23 protein-coding genes are annotated in these 24,433 nt (G+C 71.6%); 3 read left to right on the plus strand and 20 right to left on the minus strand.

The features are described 5' to 3' along the window. The first annotated feature begins 157 nt into the window (after positions 1-157). Entirely contained in the window at positions 158-1,351 is a 1,194-nt protein-coding gene (locus ACQEVU_RS29550; protein ID WP_433329184.1) for a tetratricopeptide repeat protein, read from the plus strand. Positions 1,352-1,467: 116 nt separating this feature from the next. Here the strand turns inward: ACQEVU_RS29550 and ACQEVU_RS29555 are convergent, their stop codons facing one another. The 3 genes from ACQEVU_RS29555 to ACQEVU_RS29565 all read right to left on the minus strand — a co-directional run bounded on the left by ACQEVU_RS29555 (position 1,468) and on the right by ACQEVU_RS29565 (position 3,838). Further along, a complete protein-coding gene (locus ACQEVU_RS29555; protein ID WP_433329186.1) occupies positions 1,468-2,091 on the minus strand; it encodes a hypothetical protein in 624 nt (207 codons plus the stop codon). 37 nt (positions 2,092-2,128) lie between these two features. Beyond that, complete coding sequence (locus tag ACQEVU_RS29560; RefSeq protein WP_433329188.1) at positions 2,129-2,518, minus strand: hypothetical protein; 390 nt, start codon at positions 2,516-2,518, stop codon at positions 2,129-2,131. 72 nt (positions 2,519-2,590) lie between these two features. Further along, a complete protein-coding gene (locus tag ACQEVU_RS29565) occupies positions 2,591-3,838 on the minus strand; it encodes a vanadium-dependent haloperoxidase (RefSeq protein WP_433329190.1) in 1,248 nt (415 codons plus the stop codon). Positions 3,839-3,950: 112 nt separating this feature from the next. Here ACQEVU_RS29565 and ACQEVU_RS29570 point away from each other — a divergent pair, with 112 nt between their 5' ends. Then, positions 3,951-4,184, plus strand: coding sequence for a hypothetical protein (locus tag ACQEVU_RS29570; protein WP_433329192.1), 234 nt, complete (start codon positions 3,951-3,953; stop codon positions 4,182-4,184). A gap of 10 nt (positions 4,185-4,194) precedes the next feature. Here the strand turns inward: ACQEVU_RS29570 and ACQEVU_RS29575 are convergent, their stop codons facing one another. The 8 genes from ACQEVU_RS29575 to ACQEVU_RS29610 all read right to left on the minus strand — a co-directional run bounded on the left by ACQEVU_RS29575 (position 4,195) and on the right by ACQEVU_RS29610 (position 13,327). After that, entirely contained in the window at positions 4,195-4,596 is a 402-nt protein-coding gene (locus ACQEVU_RS29575; RefSeq protein WP_433329194.1) for an excalibur calcium-binding domain-containing protein, read from the minus strand. A 393-nt stretch (positions 4,597-4,989) separates the two neighbouring features. Then, the gene (locus ACQEVU_RS29580; RefSeq protein ID WP_433329196.1) at positions 4,990-5,520 is read right to left on the minus strand and encodes a GNAT family N-acetyltransferase; all 531 of its coding nucleotides are present in this window, start codon (positions 5,518-5,520) and stop codon (positions 4,990-4,992) included. 13 nt (positions 5,521-5,533) lie between these two features. After that, positions 5,534-7,249 (minus strand): glycerol-3-phosphate dehydrogenase/oxidase, encoded by a 1,716-nt coding sequence (locus tag ACQEVU_RS29585; RefSeq protein ID WP_433329198.1) that lies wholly within the window; start codon positions 7,247-7,249, stop codon positions 5,534-5,536. Positions 7,250-7,251: 2 nt separating this feature from the next. Further along, positions 7,252-8,730, minus strand: a complete 1,479-nt coding sequence (gene glpK, locus ACQEVU_RS29590) for a glycerol kinase GlpK (protein WP_433329200.1) — start codon at positions 8,728-8,730, stop codon at positions 7,252-7,254. Further along, a complete protein-coding gene (locus ACQEVU_RS29595; RefSeq protein ID WP_433335126.1) occupies positions 8,723-9,535 on the minus strand; it encodes an MIP/aquaporin family protein in 813 nt (270 codons plus the stop codon). Before ACQEVU_RS29595 ends, glpK begins: the two co-directional genes overlap by 8 nt. 153 nt (positions 9,536-9,688) lie before the next feature. Beyond that, positions 9,689-11,659, minus strand: a complete 1,971-nt coding sequence (locus tag ACQEVU_RS29600) for a S8 family serine peptidase (RefSeq protein WP_433329202.1) — start codon at positions 11,657-11,659, stop codon at positions 9,689-9,691. A gap of 485 nt (positions 11,660-12,144) precedes the next feature. Further along, positions 12,145-12,519 carry a DUF488 domain-containing protein gene (locus tag ACQEVU_RS29605; protein WP_433329204.1) on the minus strand — a complete coding sequence of 125 codons (375 nt, stop codon included), beginning with the start codon at positions 12,517-12,519 and terminating at the stop codon, positions 12,145-12,147. 55 nt (positions 12,520-12,574) lie between these two features. Continuing rightward, positions 12,575-13,327, minus strand: coding sequence for an HAD-IA family hydrolase (locus ACQEVU_RS29610; protein WP_433329206.1), 753 nt, complete (start codon positions 13,325-13,327; stop codon positions 12,575-12,577). A gap of 149 nt (positions 13,328-13,476) precedes the next feature. On the opposite strand from ACQEVU_RS29610, the gene zwf reads away from it, so the two are divergent. Continuing rightward, complete coding sequence (gene zwf / locus ACQEVU_RS29615) at positions 13,477-14,955, plus strand: glucose-6-phosphate dehydrogenase (RefSeq protein WP_433329208.1); 1,479 nt, start codon at positions 13,477-13,479, stop codon at positions 14,953-14,955. Between the two features lie 102 nt (positions 14,956-15,057). Here zwf and tkt read toward each other — a convergent pair whose 3' ends face one another. The 9 genes from tkt to ACQEVU_RS29660 all read right to left on the minus strand — a co-directional run bounded on the left by tkt (position 15,058) and on the right by ACQEVU_RS29660 (position 24,403). After that, entirely contained in the window at positions 15,058-17,133 is a 2,076-nt protein-coding gene (gene tkt, locus ACQEVU_RS29620) for a transketolase (protein ID WP_433329210.1), read from the minus strand. Between the two features lie 190 nt (positions 17,134-17,323). Next, on the minus strand, positions 17,324-18,085 hold the full coding sequence (fabG, locus tag ACQEVU_RS29625) for a 3-oxoacyl-ACP reductase FabG (protein ID WP_433329212.1): 762 nt from the start codon (positions 18,083-18,085) through the stop codon (positions 17,324-17,326). A gap of 32 nt (positions 18,086-18,117) precedes the next feature. Then, positions 18,118-18,783, minus strand: coding sequence for an NADPH-dependent F420 reductase (npdG, locus tag ACQEVU_RS29630; RefSeq protein WP_433329214.1), 666 nt, complete (start codon positions 18,781-18,783; stop codon positions 18,118-18,120). Then, positions 18,776-19,936: an acyl-CoA dehydrogenase family protein gene (locus ACQEVU_RS29635; RefSeq protein ID WP_433335128.1), complete on the minus strand. Its 1,161-nt coding sequence runs from the start codon at positions 19,934-19,936 to the stop codon at positions 18,776-18,778. The genes npdG and ACQEVU_RS29635 overlap by 8 nt, the downstream gene beginning before the upstream one ends. A 2-nt stretch (positions 19,937-19,938) precedes the next feature. Next, the gene (locus tag ACQEVU_RS29640) at positions 19,939-20,811 is read right to left on the minus strand and encodes a MaoC/PaaZ C-terminal domain-containing protein (RefSeq protein WP_433329216.1); all 873 of its coding nucleotides are present in this window, start codon (positions 20,809-20,811) and stop codon (positions 19,939-19,941) included. Next, positions 20,811-21,719, minus strand: coding sequence for an SDR family oxidoreductase (locus ACQEVU_RS29645; protein WP_433329218.1), 909 nt, complete (start codon positions 21,717-21,719; stop codon positions 20,811-20,813). Before ACQEVU_RS29645 ends, ACQEVU_RS29640 begins: the two co-directional genes overlap by 1 nt. 14 nt (positions 21,720-21,733) lie before the next feature. Continuing rightward, entirely contained in the window at positions 21,734-22,882 is a 1,149-nt protein-coding gene (locus ACQEVU_RS29650) for a thiolase C-terminal domain-containing protein (RefSeq protein WP_433329220.1), read from the minus strand. Continuing rightward, the gene (locus ACQEVU_RS29655) at positions 22,879-23,301 is read right to left on the minus strand and encodes a Zn-ribbon domain-containing OB-fold protein (RefSeq protein ID WP_433329222.1); all 423 of its coding nucleotides are present in this window, start codon (positions 23,299-23,301) and stop codon (positions 22,879-22,881) included. The genes ACQEVU_RS29650 and ACQEVU_RS29655 overlap by 4 nt, the downstream gene beginning before the upstream one ends. Position 23,302: 1 nt before the next feature. Continuing rightward, entirely contained in the window at positions 23,303-24,403 is a 1,101-nt protein-coding gene (locus ACQEVU_RS29660) for an acyl-CoA dehydrogenase family protein (RefSeq protein ID WP_433329224.1), read from the minus strand. Positions 24,404-24,433: the final 30 nt, after the last annotated feature.

A 24,433-nucleotide genomic window follows, 5' to 3' on the forward strand; every position in this document is an offset into this window, starting at 1 on the left:
ACCGAACAATGTCCAACAGCGAATTGTTTAACTTTGTTGGCAGATCGCACTGGTTGATCAGCGCCACCGGCCGAACGCTTCGCACTGCCAGCCGCTGTCCGTCAGGTTGCTGTGCGGGCTCCTGTCGATCGTGCGGAGGTGCTGGGTGACGACCGGTGTGGTGCTGGACGCCTCCGGCTTCGAGCTGCTGGCGGACGGTACGCGGGTGGGCCGCCGCCGGGTCCTGTCGCCGGCCGATGTGGCGTTCCTGCACGACGTGGCCGCCCGGTATGCGCAGGCGGTGTACCGGGGCGGGGACATGTCGGCGTTCCTCGTGCTGGGTCGCGAGTTGTACGCCTGGTTGGACGGCGACGGCGGCCAGTTCGCGATGCTGTTGAGCCGGGCCCGGCGGCCGGTGGTGTTCGAGGTCCGGACAGTGGGATCGCCGTCGGAGGCCGGGTGGCCCGTCGGCTTGGTGCGCCGGTCGCGGCGTCAGCGCTGGACGCGTACCGACTGGGGCTGGCGTTCATGGCGTCGTCGCCGCAGGGGCGTGACGACCTGGACTATGAGGCGGAGGAGGCGGCGATCCTGGGGGCAGATCGGCGACATCGCCTACGACCGCGGCGAACTCGACGAAGCATTCCGCATCCGCCGCGAAGTGCAGCTGCCGGTGTACGAGCGGCTCGGCGACATCCGCGCCGCCGCCATCGCCTGGGGCAACATCGCCGACATCGCCTACCAGCGCGGCGAACTCGACGAGGCACTCCGCATTCGCCGCGAGGTGCAGCTGCCGGTGTACGAGCGGCTCGGCGACATCCGCGCCGCCGCCATCGCCTGGGGCAACATCGCCGACATCGCCCACCGACGCGGCGAACTCGACGAAGCACTCCGCATCCGCCGCGAAGTGCAGCTGCCGGTGTACGAGCGGCTCGGCGACACCCGCTCCACCGCCATCACCTGGGGCAAAATCGCCGACATCGCCCACCAGCGCGGCGACCATGACACAGCCGCCACGCTACGCCAGCGAAGTCTCGAGCTCTACCAACATCTCGGCGACCTCGACGGCATCGCCAACGCCAGCTGTGGCCTCGCCCGAATCGACCTCGACCGCGACGACCATCCATCCGCCATACCGCGACTGGCCGACGCGCTCCAGATCGTCACCCAACTCCAACAACCCGACGGCATCGCCGTCGTCGGCTACACCCTCGGCCAACTGCTGCTTGCAGCAGGACACGCCGAAGCCGCCGAAGTACTCACGGCCAGCGCCGACGCCGCGGCCGAAGCCGGCCTGACGGACATCGTCCATGCGATCAACGACCTGCTCCCGCAACTGGACCAGGACACCAGGTCCGATCGCCACGCCACCTGACCCGCGCGAGTTGCCCCTGGTCCCCCGCGGTTACTGGATGGTGATGAAGTCGCCGACCAACGGCTCGACTTCCCGGCTGGCGGTGTCGGTGTCAGTGTTCTGCACCAGAAACGCGATCAGGACGCCGGGGCCGATCCAGGTGCAGGCGGCGTACCCGGTGCCCAAGGAGTCCGTGTCCGCGCACGCCGACTCGCCGCCGATATGGCCGCTGACCCAGGTCGGGGCCTTGGGGCGACTGGCGCTGAGCTGCTGTTCAGCGCCGTATAGAAGGCGTCCTGCTGGATTGTCGCGTCGCCGGGATGGAAGCGTGCGGCGGTCGCGCCCAGGACGATCAGCGTCCTGGGCGGTTTGCCGGGCTGCTCGTACCGCACCGCGAACGCGTTGGTGGCGTCCGTGAACACGGCGACCAGCGCGCGGGCCGATGACTGGTCGGTGGCCTGCTTCCACGACCCGAGCGCTGCCGGCGCGCTGAGGGTGACTTTCGGCGGCGGCGAGGCGTTCCGGGCGGCGGCACCATCGCGCGGCCCGAGGCCGGGCCCGCTACAGCCGGAAGCGACGGCCGCCACCAGCACCAGTGCCGCGATGACTGCGCGCGGCGCCTTGACCAACATGCCAGCTCTTTCATCGAACGGCTCGAGCGCCGGCGGACCGATGCCGCCGACCAGCCCGTCGCCGCTGATCTTCGCGCCCACCCGCACCCGGGTCAATCGCCTGGCCAGACAGGACCGCAGCGGGATCAAGGCCCGAGCGTGCGGAATCGTCGATGAGGCAAGCCGTCTACGGTTGCTGCGGACACAGCTTGACGACGTCCTGCAGCGCACTGACGTCGCCGTTGCCCGCGCTGTACGCGTCCGCCACCTTCGCGATCGCCGTCTTCAGCTCGGGCGCCTTCGCCTCGTCCGCGATCGGCCGCAACGCGTTGCCGAACGCCTTGTAGTAGGTGGCCTTGGCGGCCTCGAGCTTGCCGGGGTCGCCCGTTCCCTTGTAGCTCTTCTGCACCTCGTCCGTCATCGCCTTGTACTCGGGCGCGTCCGTCGTGTAGTGCGTCATCGTGTTGCGCACATCGGTGCACGCATCACCGGTGGTCTGCGACGACGAGTCGCAGCCTCCGGCCAGGGCCGCCGCGACCACCGCAACCACACCGAGCAACGCCCGCCGAGTCCTCATGGGCCGTCATCAAACCACGGACCTCGGCGATCACCAACGGTCGAGGTGCAGCTCGTCGAAGCCCAGCCGGCGCTACAGCGGCCGCCCCGTCCAGCGGGCGAGCGCGGCCAGGGCCGCCCGCCGCCCGACGGCCGCCCCCACCTCGTCCGTGTTGCGGAAGTGCACGCCCTCCCAGACGCGCGCATCGATGTTGTCGCGGGTCAGGTCCGACCAGCGCCGGTACGTCAGCGTCACGTCGGTCGCCACCGCGCTCGTCAGCGAGAACGCCGCCCGCGGCGGCCCGGCGAGCGTCTCCAGCACCGCCTGCGCCGCGCCCGCGTAGGTGGTGTGCCCCGACGGGTACTCCGGGTGGGCTGGCGTGGCGAGCAGCGGCGTCCACGACGGATCCGGTGCGACGGAACCGGTCCGGATCGCGGTGACCGGCCGCCAGAACAGGAAGCGGTACTTCGCCCTGTACGTCGTGATCTGTGCGTCGATCGTCGCCGCGTGGAACAGCGCGACGAGCGCGATCCGCTGCCCGAGCGGGCGCCGGTCCGCGGCGTGCGAGCCGTGCGGCGCGACGGTCGTGCGCAGCGCACCGGTGAAGCCGTTGAGCGAGCTCTGCGACCAGAATCGGGCCACGGCCGTCTGCTGCGCCGTGCGCACGGCGCTGTCCACGGCCCCGACCGCCCGCGACTCCGCGAGGTCGCGCAGGTAGACGGCGCTGCCGAGGGCCGGCGGCGGTCCCGGCTGCAGCGGCTCCACGCTGGGCACCAGGAACGGCCGCCCGTCGCCCTGCCCGGACTGTACGGCGGCGGCGAAGGCGGGTGGCGTCGGCTGCCACACGCCGGGCGCGGCCGCCGGCGGCGTGAACGGCCGGTTGACCGAGGCCGGGTCGAGCCCGTCGCCGGCCCGCTCGGCGAGCACCGCACGGGCGGCGTCGACGCCGGCGGCGACGGCTCGCTCCGGGCGCCGGACGCTCAGCCGGGCCAGGGTGGTCGCGAGCGCGGCGTCCAGCGCCGGCGCGGCGGCGGGATTGGTGGTGATGAGGGTCTCGTGGACCGCGGCGGCCAGCGCGAGTTCGGCGTCGGCGCCCGGACGCACGGCGGACACCGCGCGCCAGGCGGCGATCCAGGCGACGGCCCACGTACGGCTGTTGGTCACCTGCTGTGGCCCGGTGATGACCCCGATGGTGGTGGCGGTGCGGTCGTACCACTCGAGCAGCGTGTCGAGCCGGGGCGCGGCGGCGCCGGCCGGCGACGGGATCAACACGGTGGCCGCGCCCGCACCGGCGGCGGTCGCCAGCAGGGCGCGGCGAGACATGGGCTTCGATGAGTGCACGCCCGTGACCATAGTTGTCTTTTCCGATCGATTCAATAGGAAACACTTGAATGACCGGGATGTAGTTCCGTCAGGCCTTTGACCTGCCAAAACTCCGAGCGATCATGGGGTCATGGCGGAGGCGGTACTGCACGCCGACGGATGGCGGGTCGAGGCCGTCTGGTGCGACCGCGACGGCACGGGCGACCGCATGTGGCACCGCGCCACCGACCCCTGGGGTGCTGAGCACTGGTGCACGACCAGCCAGCTGCAGGAACTGCTGCACCGGCACGGCCTCGACGTGGGCGACCTGACACCGGTCGCGCCGCGAGCGCCGTCCGGCCGGGCCGGTGACAGCTGCGAATGATGACCGCTCGTCATTCGCAGGCCACGCCGTCGCCGTCGCGGTCCAGGCCGGCCCGGTAGCCGGGCTGCCCGCGGTACAGCGGCGCCGCTCCGTGCGCGCGGACGTCGTCGCAGTTCTTGTAGTAGACGGCCGCGGGCGGTGTCGTCTTCGGCGCCGGCGGTTTCGTCGTCGTCCTGACCGGCGCCGGGTTCTTCGTCGTCGCGGCCGGCGTCGGCACCGCGGGCACGGTCGTCGGCGCGGCCGCGGTGGTGGCCGCCGGCGTCGGGCTCGGCGAGTCGCTGGGGCTGGGGCTGGCGCTGGCGGACGGGGCGATACCGACCAGGTTGTCCGGTTCGGTCGGTGTCTTGTCGGGGCCGCAGCCGGTCAGGACGAGCGCGGTCACGGCGATGGCGGTGAGTCGGCGGATGGTCACAGCCGGATCATGCTTCGGCGGTACCCCGGAATGGATCAGTGGACCGGGCGGCACCCGCCGCCGATCATTGGCTCTTGATCCACCCGTTGGCGCATGCCGCACCACCGCGGTGCGGGCGAACCCTACGAGGTCGGTTTCACCTCGCGGCGGCGGGTATCTCAACATCGCCGGGCCGAACCGTTTCCTGCCGTTCGTCGCAGGCCCGGCCAGCAGAAGTCGGCCAAGGGGGTAGCCGACAAGACGGGTGGGCGTGGGCATCTGTCGCAGCCCACGCCCACCGACGCTACCCAGCCGCGGCCAGATCGGCGCGACGGCGCAGCCGGTGGTGCAGGCGATCGTCACGGCCTCCGGCGAGGAGGGCTGCGGATCCTGACGTCGAGCCCGCGCGGCCCCTCAGGCGCTGGCCGTCCAGGCGAACTGGCGGGTCGTCGTGCCGAACCAGCGATCGGTCAGGCCCTCGTCGGCCATGCCGAGGCGGCCCGCCACCGCCTGCGACGCGGCGTTGTCGGGATCGGTCACGGCGAGCACGCGCCTGATACCGGCCGCGGCGGCGGCACCGAGCAGGACCTCCGCGGCCTCGGTGACCAGTCCGCGCTTCTGGTGATCGGGGTGCAGATGCCAGCCGATCTCGATCTCATCGGTGGGGCCGTCGGCGTCGTGCAGCGGCAGGAGCAGCACCGTCCCCACGGGCCGCGGCGCCGCGTCCTCGACCGGCACGAGCGCCCAGAGCCCCAGCGGAGCCTCGAGGCCCGCCTCGCGCTCGTGCCACCGGGCGAGGCGTTCACGCGCCTCCGCCAGGTCACGCACGGCCCGCCGCGGCGGTGCGCCGAGCCAGCGCATGACCTCCCAGCGCGAGTAGATGTCGAAGTACGCGGCCAGGTCGCCGTCTTCCCAGCGCCGCAACCGGACCCGTTCCGTGTGCACGCAACGATCCTAGTCAGACGGCGTGCACCACCGGGACCACGTCGGGGGCCTCGCTGCGGATCAGCTCGGCGGTGCAGTCGTCCGGCTGGTCCTGGGAGGCCCGCTCCGCCTCCACGCGCAGCCGGTAGCTGTCCACCTCGCGGTCGATCTGCTCGGCGGTCCAGCCGAGCGCTTCGGCCATGAGGCCGGCGACGGGGCGTACCGCGGTCATGCCCCGGTCGAACGTCTCGATCGAGATGCGGGTCCGGCGGGTGAGCACGTCCTCGACGTGGCGGGCGCCCTCGGCCTCGACGGCGTAGCGCACCTCCGCCTGCAGGTAGTCGTCGGCACCGGGCACGGGCCACGCCAGGCCCGGGTCGTCGCGGATCAGGTCCAGCACCTCGGGGACGAGGCTGCCGTACCGGCCGAGCAGGTGCTCGATCCGGGCGACGTGCAGGCCGCTCTCGGCGGCGAGCGTCGCGCGCCGGTTCCACAGGGCCGCGTACCCGTCGGCGCCGACGAGCGGGATCTGGTCGGTGCACGACGGGGGTACCGCCCCGCCCAGGTTGTGGACGGCGGCGTCGACGGCGTCGGCGGCCATCACCCGGTACGTGGTGTACTTGCCGCCCGCGACCGCGACGACCCCGGGGACCGGCGTGGCGACGAGGTGCTCGCGGGACAGCTTCGACGTGAGCTCGGACTCGCCGGCCAGCAGCGGGCGCAGGCCGGCGTAGATGCCCTCGACGTCGTCGCGGCGCAGCGGCGTGGCGAGGACCTTGTTGACCTCGCGCAGCAGGTAGTCGATGTCGGTGCTGGTCGCGGCCGGGTGCGCCTTGTCGAGGGTCCAGTCGGTGTCGGTGGTGCCGACGATCCAGTGCCGGCCCCACGGGATGACGAACAGCACGCTGGTCGCGGTGCGCAGGATCAGGCCGGCGGCGGAGCGGATGCGGTCGCGCGGCACGACCAGGTGGATGCCCTTGGAGGCGCGGACGCGGAACTGGCCGCGTTCGCCGATCATCGCCTGGGTGTCGTCGGTCCAGACCCCGGTCGCGTTGACGACCTGCCGGGCGCGGACCTGGAACTCCCGGTCGTCCTCCAGGTCGCGCACCCGCACGCCGGTGATCCGGCCGCCCTCGCGCAGGAACCCGATGACCTGCGCGCGGGTCAGCACGTGCGCGCCGTAGGCGGCGGCGGTGCGGGCCACGAACACCGTGTGCCGGGCGTCGTCGACCTGCGCGTCCCAGTACTGGATGGCGCCGACGAAACTGTCCGGGCGCAGCGCCGGGCAGATCCGCAGCGCGGCGCGCCGGGTCAGCTGGCGGTGGCGCGGCAGGGCGCCGGGGCCGCGGCCGGCCATGATGTCGTACAGCGTGACGCCGGCGCCGACGTAGGCGCGCTCCCACACGTGATGCGTGAGCGGGTACACGAAGCGCACCGGCCGGACGAGGTGCGGGGCCAGCCGGCGCAGGAGGAGGTTCCGCTCGCGCAGCGCCTCGCGGACCAGCCGGAAGTCGAGCATCTCGAGGTAGCGCAGCCCGCCGTGGATGAGCTTGCTCGACCGGCTCGAGGTGCCGCTGGCGAAGTCGCGCATCTCCAGCAGGCCCGTGGACAGGCCACGGGTGGTGGCATCGAGGGCGCAGCCGGCCCCGACCACGCCGCCGCCGATGACGACGACGTCGAGCTCGGCGCCGGCGAGGGCCGCGAGGGCCTCGTTCCTGGCGGTCGGTGACATGGTGCCGGTGTGGTCCATGGTCAGGCCCCGATCTCGATCCAGTCCAGGGTTCGGCGGACGGCGTCGTGCCAGTGCTGGTACCCCTCGGCGCGCTGCTGAGGGGACCAGGTCGGCGTCCAGCGGTGCGACTCGTGCCAGTTGGCCCGCAGCTCGTCCGTGTCGTTCCAGTAGCCGGTCGCGAGCCCGGCGGCGTAGGCGGCGCCCAGGGCGGTGGTCTCGGCGACCACGGGCCGGCTCACCGGCACGCCGAGGATGTCGGCCTGCAGCTGCATGCACAGGTCGTTGGCGGTGACGCCGCCGTCGACCTTCAGCACGTCGAGGGTCACGCCGGAGTCCTGCTGCATCGCCTCGACGACGTCGCGGGACTGGTAGCAGATCGCCTCCAGGGTGGCGCGGGCGAGGTGCGCGTCGGTGTCGTACTGCGACAGCCCGACGATCGCGCCGCGCGCGTCGGAGCGCCAGTAGGGCGCGAACAGGCCGGAGAAGGCGGGCACGAAGTACATGCCGCCGTTGTCCGGCACCCGGGCCGCGAGGGTTTCGCTCTCGGCCGCGGTGCCGATGATGTGCAGGCGGTCGCGCAGCCACTGCACCGCGGCGCCGGTGACGGCGATCGAGCCCTCCAGGGCGTAGACCGGCGGCGCGGAGCCGAACCGGTACGCGACCGTGGTGAGCAGGCCGTGCTCCGAGCGGACCGGCCGGGTGCCGGTGTTGAGCAGCAGGAAGTTGCCGGTGCCGTAGGTGTTCTTGGCCTCGCCGGGCGCGAAGCAGACCTGCCCGACGGTGGCGGCGTGCTGATCGCCGAGCGCGGCGGCGAGCGCGATCCCCTCGTCCGTGCGGCCGTAGCTGCTGGGATCGCACGACGGGCAGATCCGCGGCAGCATCGCGCGGGGCACGCCGAAGCACGCCAGCAGCTCGTCGTCCCAGTCCAGCGTCTCCAGGTCCATGAGCATGGTCCGGCTGGCGTTGGTCACGTCGGTCGCGTGGACCCGGCCGCCGGTGAAGTTCCAGATCAGCCAGGTGTCGATGGTGCCGAAGAGCGCGTCGCCGCGCTCGGCCGCGTCCCGGGCGCCGTCGACGTGCTCGAGGATCCACTGCAGCTTGCCGCCGGAGAAGTACGTGGCCGGGCGCAGGCCGCTCTTGCGCCGGATGAGCTCGCCGCGCCCGTCGCGGTTGAGGGCCTCGGCGATCCGGTCGGTGCGGGTGTCCTGCCACACGATCGCGTTGCCGAAGGGCGTGCCGGTGCGCCGGTCCCACACCACGGTGGTCTCACGCTGGTTGGTGATGCCGAGAGCGCGGATCTGGTACCCCTGGAAGGCCTCGCCGGCGACCAGCCGCGCGTTGCGCAGGATCTCGGCCGGGTCGTGCTCCACCCAGCCGGCCCGCGGCAGAATCTGGCGGTGCTCGACCTGACGCTGGGCCACGACGCCGCCGTCGTGGTCGAACACCATCGCCCGCGTGCTGGTGGTGCCCTGGTCGATCGCCCCGACGTAGTCAGCCACTGGTCTGGTCCACCCTTCCCGGCTCGCGCTGCTCGGCCGGCAGGTACCGCGAGACAGCGAGGCGGTATGCCCCGGCGCCGATGAGGCCGCCGATGAAGGGCGCGACGATCGGCACCCAGAAGTACGGGTAGCCGGTCTGGTCCACGAAGGCGCCCCCGTAGCCGGTGAGGAACGAGGCGACCCGCGGCCCGAAGTCGCGTGCCGGGTTGATGGCGTACCCGGCGGCGGAGCCCCACGACATGCCGATCGCGACGACGATGAGCCCGACGACCAGCGCCATCAGGTTGGCCCGCGGCGCGACGTTGAGGACGTCGGTGACGGCCATGATGAGGAACAGCAGGATCGCCGTGCCGATGATCTGGTCGAGGAACGCGTCGCGCACGTCGACCGGCAGGGTGCCGTTGCCCGGCAAGGTGGAGAACACGATCTGCGTCTTGACGGTGTGCCCCGGGTCGACGGCGTGCAGCATCGACCCGTAGTTCCAGCGCACCAGCAGGGCGCCGACGAAGGCGCCGAGGGTCTGCGCCAGGGAGTACGGCAGCACCTTGCGCCACTCGAAGCCGCTGAACACGGCGAGCGCCACGCTCACGGCCGGGTTGAGGTGGCCGCCGCTGAGCCGCCCGGCGACGTACACGCCGAACGTCACGCCGAACCCCCACCCCCACGCGATGCTGTCGTGGCCGCCGAGCCCGGCGGCGAGGACCTGTGCGACCGAGCCACACCCGAACAGGATGAGAATCATCGTCCCGGCGAATTCCGCCGACAGCTCCCCGGCCAGTTTCTCCTCGCGCAGCCAGCGCAACACAGCCATCGCCGCGATCTACCCGGCCGCGCGGTACCTACACCACCGGCATAACCCGAAGGGGCCCCCGACATGTCGGGGGCCCCTCCTATTTGCCATTGTCATACCGTCGTCATAAAACCAGCAAAAATGACAGTTTCATGACGACCGCGGTTATCAGTTGAACATGAAATCCGCGGTGTGAATGGTGCCGTCGATCAGCGTGACAACCAGCTGCCCGCACGTCTTCGCCTGGTTCTTCTGCGTCTTCCAGACGTAGTTGTACTGGTCGGTTGCCGCGTCATAGGTCAACGAGCTCGACCCGGCCGTGACCGTCGTCTCCACCAGGTCCTGCGGGGCCGACGTGTCGCACGCGACCGCCCGCACCGAAGGAGCACCGCCCGAGAAGATGTCCAGGCCCTGGTTGCCCGACAGGCTGAACTTCACCGGGACTGCGCTGCCGGCCTTCACGACGTTGAGCTTGCCGACGTTGATCGGCGAGCCGAAGTCGTGCCAGCCGTACACCACCTGGTAGGTGACGCTGACCGGAGCGGCCGTGTTGCCGGCGCGGTCACGGCCACCCGAGCAGGTGGCGGTGAAGTAGCCGACCTTCGGACCGCCGGTGACGGCCAGGGTCGCGGCCTTCGCCACGCCGCTGTCGGCGTCGGTCGTCGTGCAGCCGGGCGTGACCGGCACGCCCAGCGTGACCTGCTGGCCCTGGGTGACGCCCGTGACCGCCACGCTCGGCGCGGTCACGTCCTCGGCCTCGGTGACGGCCTTGTAGGCGTTGACCAGGCCGTACCCGAAGAAGCCGTTGACCTTCGGGTTCGCGGGGTCCACCTTGCACCGGCCCTGGGTGTAGTCGGTGCCCGAGGTGGGGCAGGCAAGCGGGATCGCCTGCTTGCGCAGCAGCTCCGCAATGTAGTCGGGGGTTGCCCCCGGGTGCTTGGACACCAGCAGGGCGGCGACGCCCGCCACGTGCGGCGACGCCATCGAGGTACCCGACAGCGTCCGGTAGCTGCTGACCCCGGTCGACGGGGAGGTGGAGTAGATGCTCGAGCCGGGTGCGGCCACATCCACCGCCCCGAGGCCGAAGCTGGAGAAGGACGACCGCGCCGGCTGCGTGGTCAGCCCGGGCGCCCACGGCCCGACGGCCGTCGCGGGGACGGTCGGCTGGGTCGTGGAGGAGACCGTCACCACGCCGGGCAGCTCGCTCGGCAGGTCGAGGCAGCTCGGGTCGAGCGTGCGGCGCACCGGGTTGGTGTCGTCGGGGCTCGTCGTGTCCACCGTCTTGTTGGCGAGGTCCTGGTTCTCGTTGCCCGCCGCCGCCACGTTGAGGATGCCGTGCGCGGTGGTGTAGTCCACCGCCCGGCGGACAGCCTCGACGACCGGCGCCTGGTCGGCCTGGCTCTCGCACCAGTACAGCCAGGGGTCGATGTAGTAGCTGTTGTTCGTGACCTGGATGCCGTGCTCCGCCGCCCAGACGAAGCCGCAGATCGCGTACTCGGGGTAGATGAACCCGTCGGAGTTGACCACCTTGATGGAGGCCAGCTTGACGCCGGGCGCGACGCCGACGATGCCGACGCCGTTCTTGGCCGAGGCGATGGTCCCGGCCACGTGGGTGCCGTGGTAGTCGGCGGTGATGCTGGTGGGCCGCCACGCCCCCGGCGTGGTGTCGGGAGCGCCCGTTCCCACGCAGTTGACGGACTTCGACTGGTCGACGACCGGCGCGAGGTCCTGGTGGTTGGCGTCGATGCCGTCGTCGAGCACACCGACCGTGACGGTGGAGCTGCCGAGGTTGACCTCGTGCGCCGCACGGGCGCCGATGAGGACCATGTCGCTCTGACGCGTCGCGTTCTCCATCGCGTCCGGCGCGTAGTCGTCGACGGCCTCGGTGTCCTCGGTCATGGCGGGCAGCGCCGCGGTCCGGGTGGCGCCCACCGACAGGACGGCGTCACCGTGGGTGTTGCCCTTCACCGCCTGGACGAACGAGGGATTGGTGGAGCGAGCGATGACGACGCCGATCTGGGCGTACGACACCGTCACCGTGCCGCCGGCCGCGGTGACAGCAGCGGCGGCGTCCGCCGTCCGCTCCTTGCTCACCGCGTTGACGACGTAGCTGAGATTGGGTCCGGTCGTTTCGGCCATCGCGGGCAGCGGCGCAAGTGCAGCGCCCGCCACGACGGTCGTCGCCGCTGTCGCGGCGAATAAGGCGTACCGGGGCAACCGGGAGTTCAAATCCTGGCCTCCTGCGAAATGGGGGGTCACCCCACGATCTGATTGGGGCCAGGTGAGCCTATTAGCGCCCCCGGTAGAAGTTCACTCGTCTGTACGGCCGATAGTCCCCATCGGTAAGAAACACCTATTTTTCGTTCACCAAAGATCGCTGGTCCTGCGCGCCCGAACGAGGCCGCAGGACTTTTTGCCGTGTCAATTGCGCCCACCCGCAGCGGCGAGTGCCGTCGATAGCCCGCACAACGCCACATGGCCATTTCGGCGCTATGCGCCGACGGCCCGGGCCGCAGTAACGCCCAGCCATGCCAATTCGCTTCTTATTCTTTTGACCAGAGACCGCGTGGCCACCCCGCCGGGATGGCCACGCGTACGTCGAAGGTGCTGCGGCCCGCGGCGGATCAGGCCTTGGATCGACGGGCGCTGCTCAGCCACTCGGTGAGGACCGCGGCCTGGCTGTGGTCGACGTCGTGGGTCGCGGTCAGCAGGGTGACCTTGTCGTGCTTGGCGATGTCGCGCAGATGGTCTGCGGCCTGCTGCCGGGCGGGCTCGCGCAGTTCGGTGAGGTAGCGGCGGCGGAACTCGTCGAAGCGGCCGGGTTCGTGGCCGTACCAGCGCCGCAGCTCGGTGGACGGGGCGACGTCACGCAGCCACTCGTCGACATGTGCGTCCGCCTTGCGCATCCCCCGCGGCCAGACGCGATCGACGAGCACCCGCTTGCCGTCCTCGGGCGAGGACTCCTCGTAGATCCTGCGGTATGTGATCTTCTTGGCCATGGCAGTACTCCCCGACTGACCGCACTCGTATGGGCCGGTGGACATCCACGTCCCATCATGCGCCCGGTTCGGGCCGGTCCAGGAGCTCGGCGAGATCCTGCACCACGGTGTCGGCGCCGTGCGTGCGGAGCTCGTCGGCCTGGCCCACCCGGTCCACGCCCACGACGTATCCGAATCCGCCGGCGTGGCCGGCGGCGACGCCGGCCAGCGCGTCCTCGAACACCGCCGCCGCTTCCGGTTCGACACCGAGCATGCGGGCCGCGCACAGGTACGTGTCGGGGGTCGGCTTGCCATGCAGTCGTTCCCGCTCGGCGACGATCCCGTCGACCCTGGCCTCGACGAAGCCGTCGATGCCGGCGGCCGCGAGGACCGCGGCGCAGTGCTTGCTCGACGACACCACCGCACGCCGCAGCCCGGCGTCGCGTGCCGCGCGCAGATACCGCACCGAACCCTCGAACGGCTCGACCCCGTCGCCCAGCCTCCGCGAGAACGCCGTGTCCTTACGCGCGCTCAGCCCTTGGACCGTTTCCCGGGTGGGCGGGTCATCCGGTTGGCCCTCCGGCAGCGTGATGTCGCGGGACGCCAGGAACGACCGCGTGCCGTCGAGGCGGGGCTTGCCGTCCACGTACTCGTCGTAATCGGCCGCAAGGTCGAACGGCCTGAACTCCTCCCCGACGCGCGCGGCGCGCTGGCGCAGGAAGCCGTCGAAGGTCTCCTTCCACGCCGCCGCGTGCACCGCCGCGGTCGGCGTCAGGACACCGTCGAGGTCGAAGAGGCAGGCGCGCACGCCTGCAGGCAGGCTCAGCACCTCTCTCACGGTACCGGGGTTGATCCGGCAGCAACCAGGACGGACGTGCCTCGATCCACCGGCGCGGGTCATCGGTGTATGCCCGGCCGAGCCGGGTATGGGCCCACGAAACACAGGGGAACACCGGAACCTCGGAGTGTCCAGGGATCATGAGCGTTCAATATGCCGCGCCTGGTACCAGGGAGTCCGTCACGCCGCAGCGGGAGGGCGCGCCCCGCGACGATCACGTGATCGTGCTGTTCGGCGCCACCGGGGACCTCGCCCGGCGCAAGTTGCTGCCCGGGCTGTTCAGCCTGGCGAAGGCCGGTCTGCTGCCGGCCAGGTATCGGATCGTCGGCTCGGCGCGGTCCGCACACACCGACGACGAGTTCCGCCGGCAGGCCAGGGACGCCGTGGCCGAGTTCGGGCTGGCGGAGCCGACCGGCGCGGCCTGGCACGAGTTCGCCGAGTCGCTGTCCTTCGGCGCGGCCGCGCCGGAGGATCCGCAGCCGCTGCTCGACGCGGTGGCGGCGGCCGAGAGGTCGATCGGCGGCAACCCACGCCGGCTGTTCCACCTGGCCGTGCCGCCGCAGGGCTTCACACCCACCATCGGCATGCTCGGCGCCACCGGGCTGGCCAGCAGCATCTCGCGCGTCATCATCGAGAAGCCCTTCGGCACGGACCTGGCCTCGGCCCGCGCGCTCGACGACACCATCCACGCCACCTTCGACGAGTCCCAGGTGTTCCGCATCGACCACTTCCTGGGCAAGGAGTCGGTCGACAACATCCTCGCCCTGCGCTTCGCCAACGGGCTGTTCGAGCCGATCTGGAACCGCGACCACATCAGCCACGTCCAGATCGACGTGCCCGAGACGCTCGGGCTCGAGGGCCGCGCCGGGTTCTTCGAACAGACCGGCACCTTCCGCGACATGATCGTCACCCACCTGTTCCAGGTGCTGGGCTTCGTGGCGATGGAGCCACCGACCGCCCTGGCCGCCAAGCAGCTGCGCGACGAGACCGCCAAGGTCTTCGCGGCCATGCCGCCCCTGGACGCCGGCCGCGTGGTCCGCGGCCAGTACCGCGGCTACCGCGACGAGCGCGGCGTCGACCCCGGCTCGCAGACCGAGACCTTCATCGCCGCGCGCGTCGAGGTGGACAACTGGCGCTGGTCGGGGGTGCCGTTCTACCTGCGCTCCGGCAAATTGCTCGCGCAGCGGCGGCAGGTCGTCACCCTCGCCCTCAAGCAGCCGGTGATGCGAATGTTCGCCCTCGATCCGGACACGACCGTCACGCCCACCAACAAGCTGGTGATCGACTTCGACGATCCCGGCTGGATCGCGGCCCGCTTCCTGGCCAAGGAGCCCGGCGCCACCATGCGCCTGGGCGAGGGCAGCATGACCTTCCGGTACGCCGACTCGTTCTGCACCCGGCACGCACTGGCCGGCTACGAACGGCTCCTCCTCGACGCGATGCTGGGCAACCAGTCGCTGTTCACCCGCGCCGACGGCATCGAACGGCTCTGGGAGCTGTCCGGCCCGCTGCTCGACGATCCGCCACCCGTGCAGTCGTACGAGCCCGGATCGTGGGGCCCGGACTCCATTCACCAGCTCATCTCGCCGCACCACTGGTACCTGCCAGACAACGCGTGACCGGGATCAGCAGGTCGTTCCAGGCGGCGACCAATACTTGTCGATGTACGTCTGGATCTGGCCGGAGTCGAGCACCGGCTCCGGGCGCGGCCGCCTCGGCGCTCAGGTGTTCGCGGCCACCTGCTCCCGGGCGACCTGTGTTACCCGCTCGGGCGTGAACCCGAATTTGCTCAGCAGCTGCTTGAGCGGCGCGGAGGCGCCGAACGTGTGCATGCCGACGATCGCGCCGGAGTCCCCCACGTACCGTTCCCAGCCGAGCGTGGACGCCTGCTCGATCGCGACCCGGGCACGGACCGACGGGGGCAGCACCTCGTCGCGGTACTCGCGCGGCTGCCGGTCGAACAGCTCCCAGCACGGCATGCTCACCACCCGGGCGCCGATCCCGCCGACGGCGAGCTCGTCGCGTGCCGCGAGCGCCAGCGCCACCTCCGAGCCGGTCGCCAGCAGGATCACGTCCGGCTCGCCCGAGGGCGGGTCGGCCAGCACGTACGCGCCCTTCGCGACCCCGGCGGCAGCGGCCAGCCGGGTGCGGTCGAACGTGGGCACCGGCTGCCGGGTGAGCACGAGCGCCGCCGGTGCGCGTCGCAGTCCGGCGATGACCCGCCACGATTCGACCACCTCGTTGGCGTCGGCCGGGCGGAACACCAGCAGCCCCGGCGTGGCCCGCAGCGAGGCGAGCTGCTCGACGGGCTGATGGGTCGGCCCGTCCTCGCCGACGCCGATCGAGTCATGGCTGAAGATGTGCACCGTCGGGATCTCCATCAGCGCCGACAGCCGGATCGCGGCGCGGGCGTAGTCGGAGAAGATCAGGAAGGTCGACCAGTACGGGCGCAGCTTGGAAAGCGCCATCCCGTTGGCGATCGCCGCCGCGGCGTGCTCGCGGATGCCGAGATGGAAGTTGCGTCCGGACGGATCGCCGGCCTGGAAGTCTCCGGAGCCGGGGAACGTGAGGCGCGTCTTGGTGGACGGGGCGAGGTCGGCCGATCCGCCCAGCAGCCATGGCACCGCCTGCGCCAGCGCGTTGAGCACCTTGCCCGAGGAGTCGCGGGTGGCGACCCCCTTCGCATCGGCCGGGAAGGTCGGCAGCGCATCCTGCCAGCCATCCGGAAGTGCGCGTCGCTGCATCCGCTCGATCTCGTCGGCCAGCTCCGGATACCGCGCCCGGTACCCCTCGAAGCTCGACCGCCAGGCGGCGCGGGCCGTGCCGCCGCGGGTGCCGATGCCCCGGGCGAACCACTCCTGCACCTCGTCGGGGACGTAGAAGTCGACGTCCTCGGGCATGCCGAGGAACCGTTTGGTCTCCCGTACGGCCTGCGGGCCGAGCGGCTCGCCGTGTGCCTGCGCGGTGCCTTCGACCGGGGAGCCGTACCCGATGTGGCTGTGCACCACGATCAGCGTCGGGCGCGCGTGTTCGGCCCGGAAGTTGTGCAGCGCCCGATCAACGGCGTCGAGGTCGTTGGCGTCCGCGACGGTCGTCACGTTCCAGCCGTACGCCAGGAAGCGTTCGGCCACGTCCTCGGTGAACGCCAGGTCGGTGGAGCCCTCGATCGTCACCCGGTTCGAGTCGTAGATCCAGCACAGGTTGGACAGCCGCAGGTGACCGGCGAGCGAGGCCGCCTCCGACGCGACGCCCTCCATCAGGTCGCCGTCGCCGGTGATCGAGTACACGTCGAAGTCGAACAGCGGGAAGTCGTCCCGGTTGTACCGCGCCGCCAGCCACCGGCCGGCGATGGCCATCCCGACCGAGGTCGCGTCACCCTGGCCGAGCGGGCCGGTGGTGGTCTCGACCCCGCTCGTCCACCGGTACTCGGGGTGGCCGGGAGCGCGCGAGTCGAGCTGCCGGAACGTCTTGAGGTCCTCGAGGGTGACCGAGGGACGGCCGAGCACCTCGTAGTCCGGGTCGACCGCGCGCACCCCGCTGAGGTACAGCAGCGACCACAGCAGCGCCGAGGCGTGGCCCTCGGACAGCACGAACCGGTCCCGGTTCGGCCAGATCGGATCGGCCGGATCGAAGCGCAGGAACCGCTGCCACAGCGTGTAGGCGACCGGCGCGATCCCCATCGGCGTGCCCGGATGCCCGGACTCCGCCCGCTGGATCGCGTCCATGCACAGGCCGCGGATGGTGTTGACGGAGAGCGTGTCCAGATCGATGGTCGTGGTGGTCAAGATGACCTCCATGGATCGTGGATCCTGGCGGGCGTCGTCGGGCTCGGCACATCGCAGTCCCAGGCCCCTCCGTACAAACCAATATCCACGGGGTTTGCGGCAGACTCACCCGGATCGAGGGATTGTCCCGCCACCCGCGCCACGCCTGGCGTCTGCACCGCGGGCCTGGCGCGGCGCAACCTGTCGTTGCGCCGTCGCGCCCCTAGCCGCGGGGGCCGCCGGCGACGTAGACGACCTGCCCGGACACGAAACCCGCCCCGTCGCTGACGAAGAACGAGACCGTGTGGGCGACGTCCTCCGGCTTGCCGGTGCGCCCGACCGGGATCTGGGCGGCGCGCTGGGCCTTCAGCTCCTCGAACGGCACGCCGATGCGTGCGGCGGTCGCGGCGGTCATGTCCGTCTCGATGAAGCCGGGCGCGATCGCGTTCGCGGTGATGCCGAACCTGCCCAGTTCGATGGCGAGCGTCTTGGTGAACCCCTGGATGCCGGCCTTGGCCGCCGCGTAGTTGGCCTGACCGCGGTTGCCGAGCGCGGAGGTGCTGGACAGGTTGACGATGCGACCCCACTGCTGCGCGGTCATGTACCGCTGCACGGCGCGGCTCATGAGGAACGCCCCGCGCAGGTGGACGTGCATCACCGAGTCCCAGTCGCCGGCGCTCATCTTGAACAGCAGGTTGTCGCGCAGGACGCCGGCGTTGTTGACCAGGACCGTGGGGTCGCCGAGCTCCGCGGCGACCCGGGTCACCGCGGCCTCGACGCCGGCCTCGGCGGACACGTCAACACCAACGGCCAGGCCGCGGCCGCCCGCCGACTCGATCGCGTCGACGACCGGCCGGCAGTCGCCCTCGTCGAGGTCGAGCACCGCCACGGCGAAGCCGTCCTCGGCGAGCCGCCGGGCCGTGGCCGCGCCGATGCCGCGCGCGCCGCCGGTCACGATCGCGGTACGTCCATTGGTGTTGCTCACGTCGTCTCCTCTGCGGGGGGTGATCCGCGCCGTCACACGTCCGTCACGCGGATGCCGGCGTGGGTCTTGTAGCGCCGGTTGATGGCAATCAGGTTGGCGGTCAGGGCCTCGACCTGCCGCGCGTTTCGCAGCCGGCCCGCGTAGATGCCGCGCATGCCGGGAATGCGGGCGGCAATGCCCTGGACGACGTCCGTGGCGTGCCGGTCGTCGCCGAGCACCAGGACGTCGACGTCGCAGGTGGCGATCGCCTCATCCTCAAGCAGCTCGGCGCTCACGTGATGAAACGCCGCCGTCACCAGACTGTCCGGCAGCAGGGCGGCCGCCTGTTGCGCGGCGCTGCCCTCCGGTACGTCCAGGGCGTAGGGGCCCTGCTTGTCGAAGCCGAGCGGGTTGACGCAGTCGACGACGACCTTTCCCGCCAGCTCCCCGGCCAGGCTCTTGAGGAGCTCGGCGTGCCCGTCCCACGGGACGGCGACGATGACGACGTCGGCGCCGGCCACCACCTCGGCATTGGTGCCGCCGGTCAGGTCCGGCCCGATCGCCGCCGCCGTCTCCCGTGCGCGCTGCGCGGATCGGCTGCCGACGGCGACGTCGAAGCCGGCCAGGGCCAGGCGCCGGGCCAGGCCGCGCCCTTGCGGGCCCGTCCCGCCCAGGATGGCGATCGTGCGGGGCAGCGGGGTCGATGCATCCTCAGCCACGGAACGCCGCCAGACCGGTCAGCGCCTGTCCGAGGACCAGGGTGTGGATCTCGTGGGTGCCTTCGTAGGTGTAGACCGACTCCAGGTTGGTCATGTGCCGGATCACCGGGTACTCCAGCGAGATGCCGTTGGCGCCGAGCAACCCGCGGGCCTCCCGGGCGACCTCGATGGCCGCCCTGACGTTCTCCATCTTGCCGTAGCTGACCAGCGCCGGCGCCAGGCCGCCGGCGTCCTTCAGCGCGCCGAGGTGACGGGCCAGCAGGTACGAGCGGTTCACCCGGACCATGAGCTCCACCAGGGCCCGCTGCACCAGCTGGTTTGCGGCAAGGGGGCGGCCGAACTGGGTACGGCCGATGGTGTAGTCCAGGGCGGCCTCATAGCACGCCCGGGCCGCGCCGACCACGCCGAAGAGGATGCCGAACCGCGCCTCCGAGAGGCACGACAGCGGTCCGCGCATGCCGACGACGCCGGGCAGTACCGCGTCGCCCGGCAGCCGCACGTCCTGGAACACCAGCTCGCCCGTGTACGACGCGCGCAGTGACATCTTCTGCCGGATCTCATGGGCCTGGAAGCCGGCGACGCCGCGCGGCACGAGGAAGCCCCGTACGCCCTCAGTGGTCTGCGCCCAGACCACCGCGACGTCGGCGATCGGGCCGTTGGTGATCCACATCTTCGATCCGTTGAGAATCCAGTCCGTGCCGTCGCGCCGCGCGTGCGTTCGCATGCTCGCCGGGTCGCTGCCCGAATCCGGCTCGGTCAGCCCGAAGCAGCCGATCGCCTCACCCGCGGCCATCCGCGGCAGCCACTCGTTCTTCTGCTCCTGCGAGCCGTAGGCGTGGATCGGGAACATCGCGAGCGAGCCCTGGACCGAGACGAAACTGCGGATCCCGCTGTCCCCCGCCTCCAGCTCCAGGCAGGCCAGGCCGTACTGCGTGGCGGTGGTGCCGGCGCAGCCGTAGCCCTCGAGGTGCATGCCGAGCAGGCCGATCTTGGCCATCTCCCCGACCAGGTGGCGAGGGAACTCGGCGCGGTCGTACCAGCCGCCGGCATCGGGCAGCACCCGGTCCCGGACGAAGGACCGCACGGTGTCGACGACCTGCCGGTCGACGGGGTCCAGGGATGACTCCAGCCCGAGGAAGTCCTTCGGGTTCACGTTCATGGGGAAACCTCTCGTCGCTCGGCTCGCGCGGAATCCACGACGGCCCGGCCCCGGTCGATGACGACCGTGCCGTCGCCGCGCAGCGTCTGGAACAGGACCTCGTCGCCGTCGACCCACATCCGGATCTCCAGCTCCTCGCCGGGCACGACCGGCGCGGTGAACCGGCCGCCGACTGACGCGAGGAGGTCCGGGTCGCCGCCGGCGGCCCGGACAAGGGCACGCCCGGTGAACCCGAACGTGCACATCCCGTGGAGGATGGGCCGGTCGAACCCGCCGCGGGCGGCGAACGCGGGGTCGGAGTGCAGCGGGTTGCGGTCGCCGGTGAGCCGGTAGAGCAGCGCCTGCTCGGGCCGGGTCCGATACCGTACGACCTCGTCCGGGGAACGGTCGGGCCGTTGCCACGGCTCGGCGCCGCCCCGCTCGCCGCCGAAGCCGCCCTCGCCGCGGATGAACGCGGCCGACCGGGTGGAGAAGACCCGGGCGCCGGTGTCCAGATCCTCGGCGTGCGTGGCGGTCCAGACCAGCGCGCCGCCGCCCTTGTCGTGGATCGCCTCCACCTCGGCGACCAGCCGGACCGCGCCGGCGGTCGGCAGCGGCGCGGCGAGGGTCAGGTGCTGCTCGGCGTGCACGAGCTTCGAGCGGTCGAAGTCGCCGATGTCGGGCCGCTGCACCTTCTGGCTCAGCAGCGCGCCGAAGGTGGGCAGCACGCGCTGCGGTACGCCCTCGGTGTGCTCCGTCGTGAGGTCGAGCTCCGCGAGCGGGTCCTGGCCGGCGCCCACCGCCAGCGCGTAGAGCAACGCGTCGTCGGACGTCCAGGCGTGCTCGACCGGGGCGCTTCGGGCACCCACCGCGCTCAGGTCCAGGGCCATCAGGTCCCCTGACCGTACGCGACCGGCAGGCGCTCGTTGTGTGCCGACCGGCCCAGCAGGTCGCGGACCACGTCGTTGAGCTCCTCGGCCCGGTACAGGCGCCCCACGTCGAGCGACGGTCCGTGCCGCCAGCCCTCGTAGACCGACAGGAAACCGCCGTGCGAGCCGAACACCTGACCGGTGACGTCGGCCGACTTCAGGCTCCCGAGCCACGCCACCAGCGGCGAGATCGCCGCGGGGTCGTACGGGTCGAAGTCGCCCTCGGGCGCGTCGATCAGCCCTTCGGTCATGCGCGTCCGGGCGCCGGGCGCGACGGCGTTGACCGTCACGCCGTAGCGGTACAGCTCCATCGCGGCGATGACGGTGAACCCGGCGATGCCGGCCTTGGCCGCGCCGTAGTTGCTCTGGCCCACGTTGCCGAGCAGGCCCGAAGAAGAAGACGTGTTGATGATCCGGGCGGCGACCGGCTCGCCGGCCTTCGCCCTGTCCTTCCAGTACCGGGCCGCGGCCCGCGTGGGGGCGAAGGTGCCCTTCAGGTGGACCCGGATGACGTCGTCCCACTCGTCCTCGGACATGTTGGTGATGGTCCGGTCGCGGATGATCCCGGCGTTGTTGACCAGCACGTCGAGCGTGCCGAACGTGTCGACCGCCTTCCGGATCATCGCCTCGGCGCCCGCCATGTCCGACACGTCGGCATGGTCGGCCACCGCCTCGCCGCCCAGCGCGATGATCTCGGCGACCACCTCGTCGGCCGGCGTGGACGACGTACCCGATCCGTCGCGGGCGCCGCCCCGGTCGTTGACCACGACCCTGGCGCCCTGCCGGCCGTACTCCAGGGCGTGGAACCGCCCGATCCCGTTGCCGGCGCCGGTGATGACGGCGACCCGTCCCTCCAGGATTCCCGACATCTCGCTTCCTTCCGTCACAGCGTCGCCGCCCCTCCCAACACCAGGACGCCGGCGCTCATGAACGAGCCGCCGTTGCCCAGCACCACACCGACCTCCACGCCGTCGACCTGCGCGGCCGCCTCGCCCCGGATCTGGCGTACCGACTCCTGGATGGCGAACATCCCGTACATGCCGGTGTGCGTGTACGCCAGACCGCCGCCGTTGGTGTTCAGCGGCAGCCGGCCGCCCGGCGCGGTGTGCCCCTCCGCCACGAACCGGAACGCCTCGCCCCGCTCGACGAACCCGAGCGCCTCCAGCCCGTACAGCGGCGTGTGCGCGAAGGCGTCGTAGATCATGAGGTGGTCGACGTCGTCGTGGCCGATCCCGGACTCGGCGAACGCGGCCCGGCCGGCGTCGTGGAACGCCCGCGAGTACGTGAGGTCGGCCATCGCGGAGATGGCGGTGGACTCGCCGGACTCGCCGGCACCCAGCAGGTACACCGGCGGCCGGGGCCCGGCCGTGGCGCGCTGCGCCGAGGTCACCACCAGCGCCCCGCCCCCGTCGGTCACCAGGCAGCACTCCAGCAGGTGCAGCGGGTAGGCGATCATCTTGGAGTTCAGGACGTCGTCGACCGTGATCGCCTGGCGCAGCTTCGCGCGCGGGTTGCGAGCCGCCCACCGGCGCTGGACCACCGGCACCATGGCGAGCTCCTCGGCCGTCATGCCGTAGTCCTTCATGTACCGCAGCACGCCGATCGGGAACGTCGAGGGCGCGAGCACCCCGCCGTAGGGCACCTCGAACTGCCCGCGCATGGACTGGGGCGCGGGCGCCCACGGCTGCATGCCGATGCGGGACCGGCCGGACTCGCCGTGCGTGATGAGGACGTTGGTGGCCAGGCCGGCGACGATGGCGGCCGCGGCGTGGCGGACGTGGAGCATGAACGACGAGCCGCCGACCATCGTGCCGTCCAGATAGGACGGACGGATGCCGAGGTAGTGTGCGACGTCGAGCGGGCTCTCGCCGGCGCACGCGACGCCGTCGATGTCGTCGATGCTCAGCCCGGCGTCCCGGATCGCGGCGGCTGCGCTCTCGGCGTGCAGCTGCAGGGCCGACTTGTCGGTGATCCGGCCCAGTTGCTCGCTTTCGGCGGCGCCGACGATCGCCACCTTGCCCCGGATGCTCACCGCGCACCGGCCACGGGCCGGAACTTCGGTACCGCCACGTCGCCGTGCATCTCGAACACGACCTCCAGCTCCATGTCGAGCACGAGGTGCCCGGGGTCGTTGGGTACGTCCACGATGTTCGACATCAGCCGCGGCCCCTCCCGCAGCTCGACGACGGCCACCGCGTACGGCTCCTCGCCCTCGAAGCCCCGGGCCGGGCGGTGGCTGATCAGGTACGAGTGCAGCGTGCCGCGCCCGCTTGCGGCGAACCATTCGATCTTCGAGGAGGAGCAGCGCGGGCAGATCGACCGCGGGTAGAAGAAGACGTGGTCGCACTCGGCGCAGCGCGGCAGCCGCAGCTCGCCCTCGGCCGCGCCGGCCCAGTACGGTTCGGTGTCGGGAGTGGGCTGCGGTACCGCCTTGCCGCTGTTGTCCCCCATCTCAGATGCCCACCAGGTCGGCCAGCCGGGCCCGGTGCCGGTCGGCGTCGCCGAACAGGTGCTGGGCGGCCTTGGCCCGCTTGAAGTACAGGTGGGCGTCGTGCTCCCAGGTGTACCCGATGCCGCCGTGGATCTGGATCATCTCGGCGGTGATGGCCGTGTACGCGTCGGAGCACACGGCCTTGGCGACGGACGCGGCGATCGGCAGGTCGGCGGCGTTGTCGTTGACGGACGCCGCGGCGTAGTACGCGGCCGAGCGGGCCGCCTCCAGGTCGAGGAGCATGTCGGCGCACTTGAACTTGATCGCCTGGAAGCTGCCGATCGGCGCGCCGAACTGCTCGCGGATCTTCGCGTACTCGACCGTCATCTCCAGCGCCGCCGCCGCGCCGCCGACCTGCTCACAGGCGAGGGCCACGGCGGCCACGTCGAGGGTCCGGTCCAGGACGTCCCGGGCCTGGTCGCCCACGGCGATGGCGCGCCCCTGGGCCTCGGTGAAGGTCACCGTGGCCAGGCGCCGGGTCAGGTCGAGCGTCGGGTGCTCGAGCGTGGCGACGCCGTCGGCCGAGCCCTCCACGGCGAGCAGCACCGGGCCGTCGTCGCCCGTCGCCGTTACGACGAACAGGTCCGCCTGGGCGCCGTCGACGACGTACGCCTTCGTCCCGCTCACCCGCCAGCCGGCGCCGTCGCGGACCGCCGCGGCCGGCCGGGCGCCACGGCGCTCGTCGTGTGCCAGCGCCGCCACGGCCTGGCCCGCGGCGATGCGCGGCAGCCAGTCGGCCCGCAGCGCCTCGTCCTGACCGGCCTGCAGGGCGGTCGCGGCCACCGTTACGGTGGACAGGTACGGGGCGCGCAGCAGCGCGCGGCCGATCTCCTCCAGCACGACCGACTGCTCGACGAAGCCGTAGCCGGCGCCGCCGTACTCCTCGGGGATGGCCATGCCGTGCAGGCCCAGGCCCTCGGCCATGGTCTTCCACAGTCGCGCGTCGTAGGGCTCGGCCGAGTCCAGCGCCGCCCGGCGCTTTTCCGGGCTCCAGTGTTCGGCCAGCAGGCGACGCACAGAGGTACGCAGCTCCTCCTGCTCATCCGTGAAAGCCAGCCTCACCGCGTTCTCCTTCCGCCGTCGAGGTTCGTT

The sequence above is a fragment of the Dactylosporangium sp. CA-139066 genome, from assembly GCF_050936175.1.
GTDB lineage: Bacteria > Actinomycetota > Actinomycetes > Mycobacteriales > Micromonosporaceae > Dactylosporangium.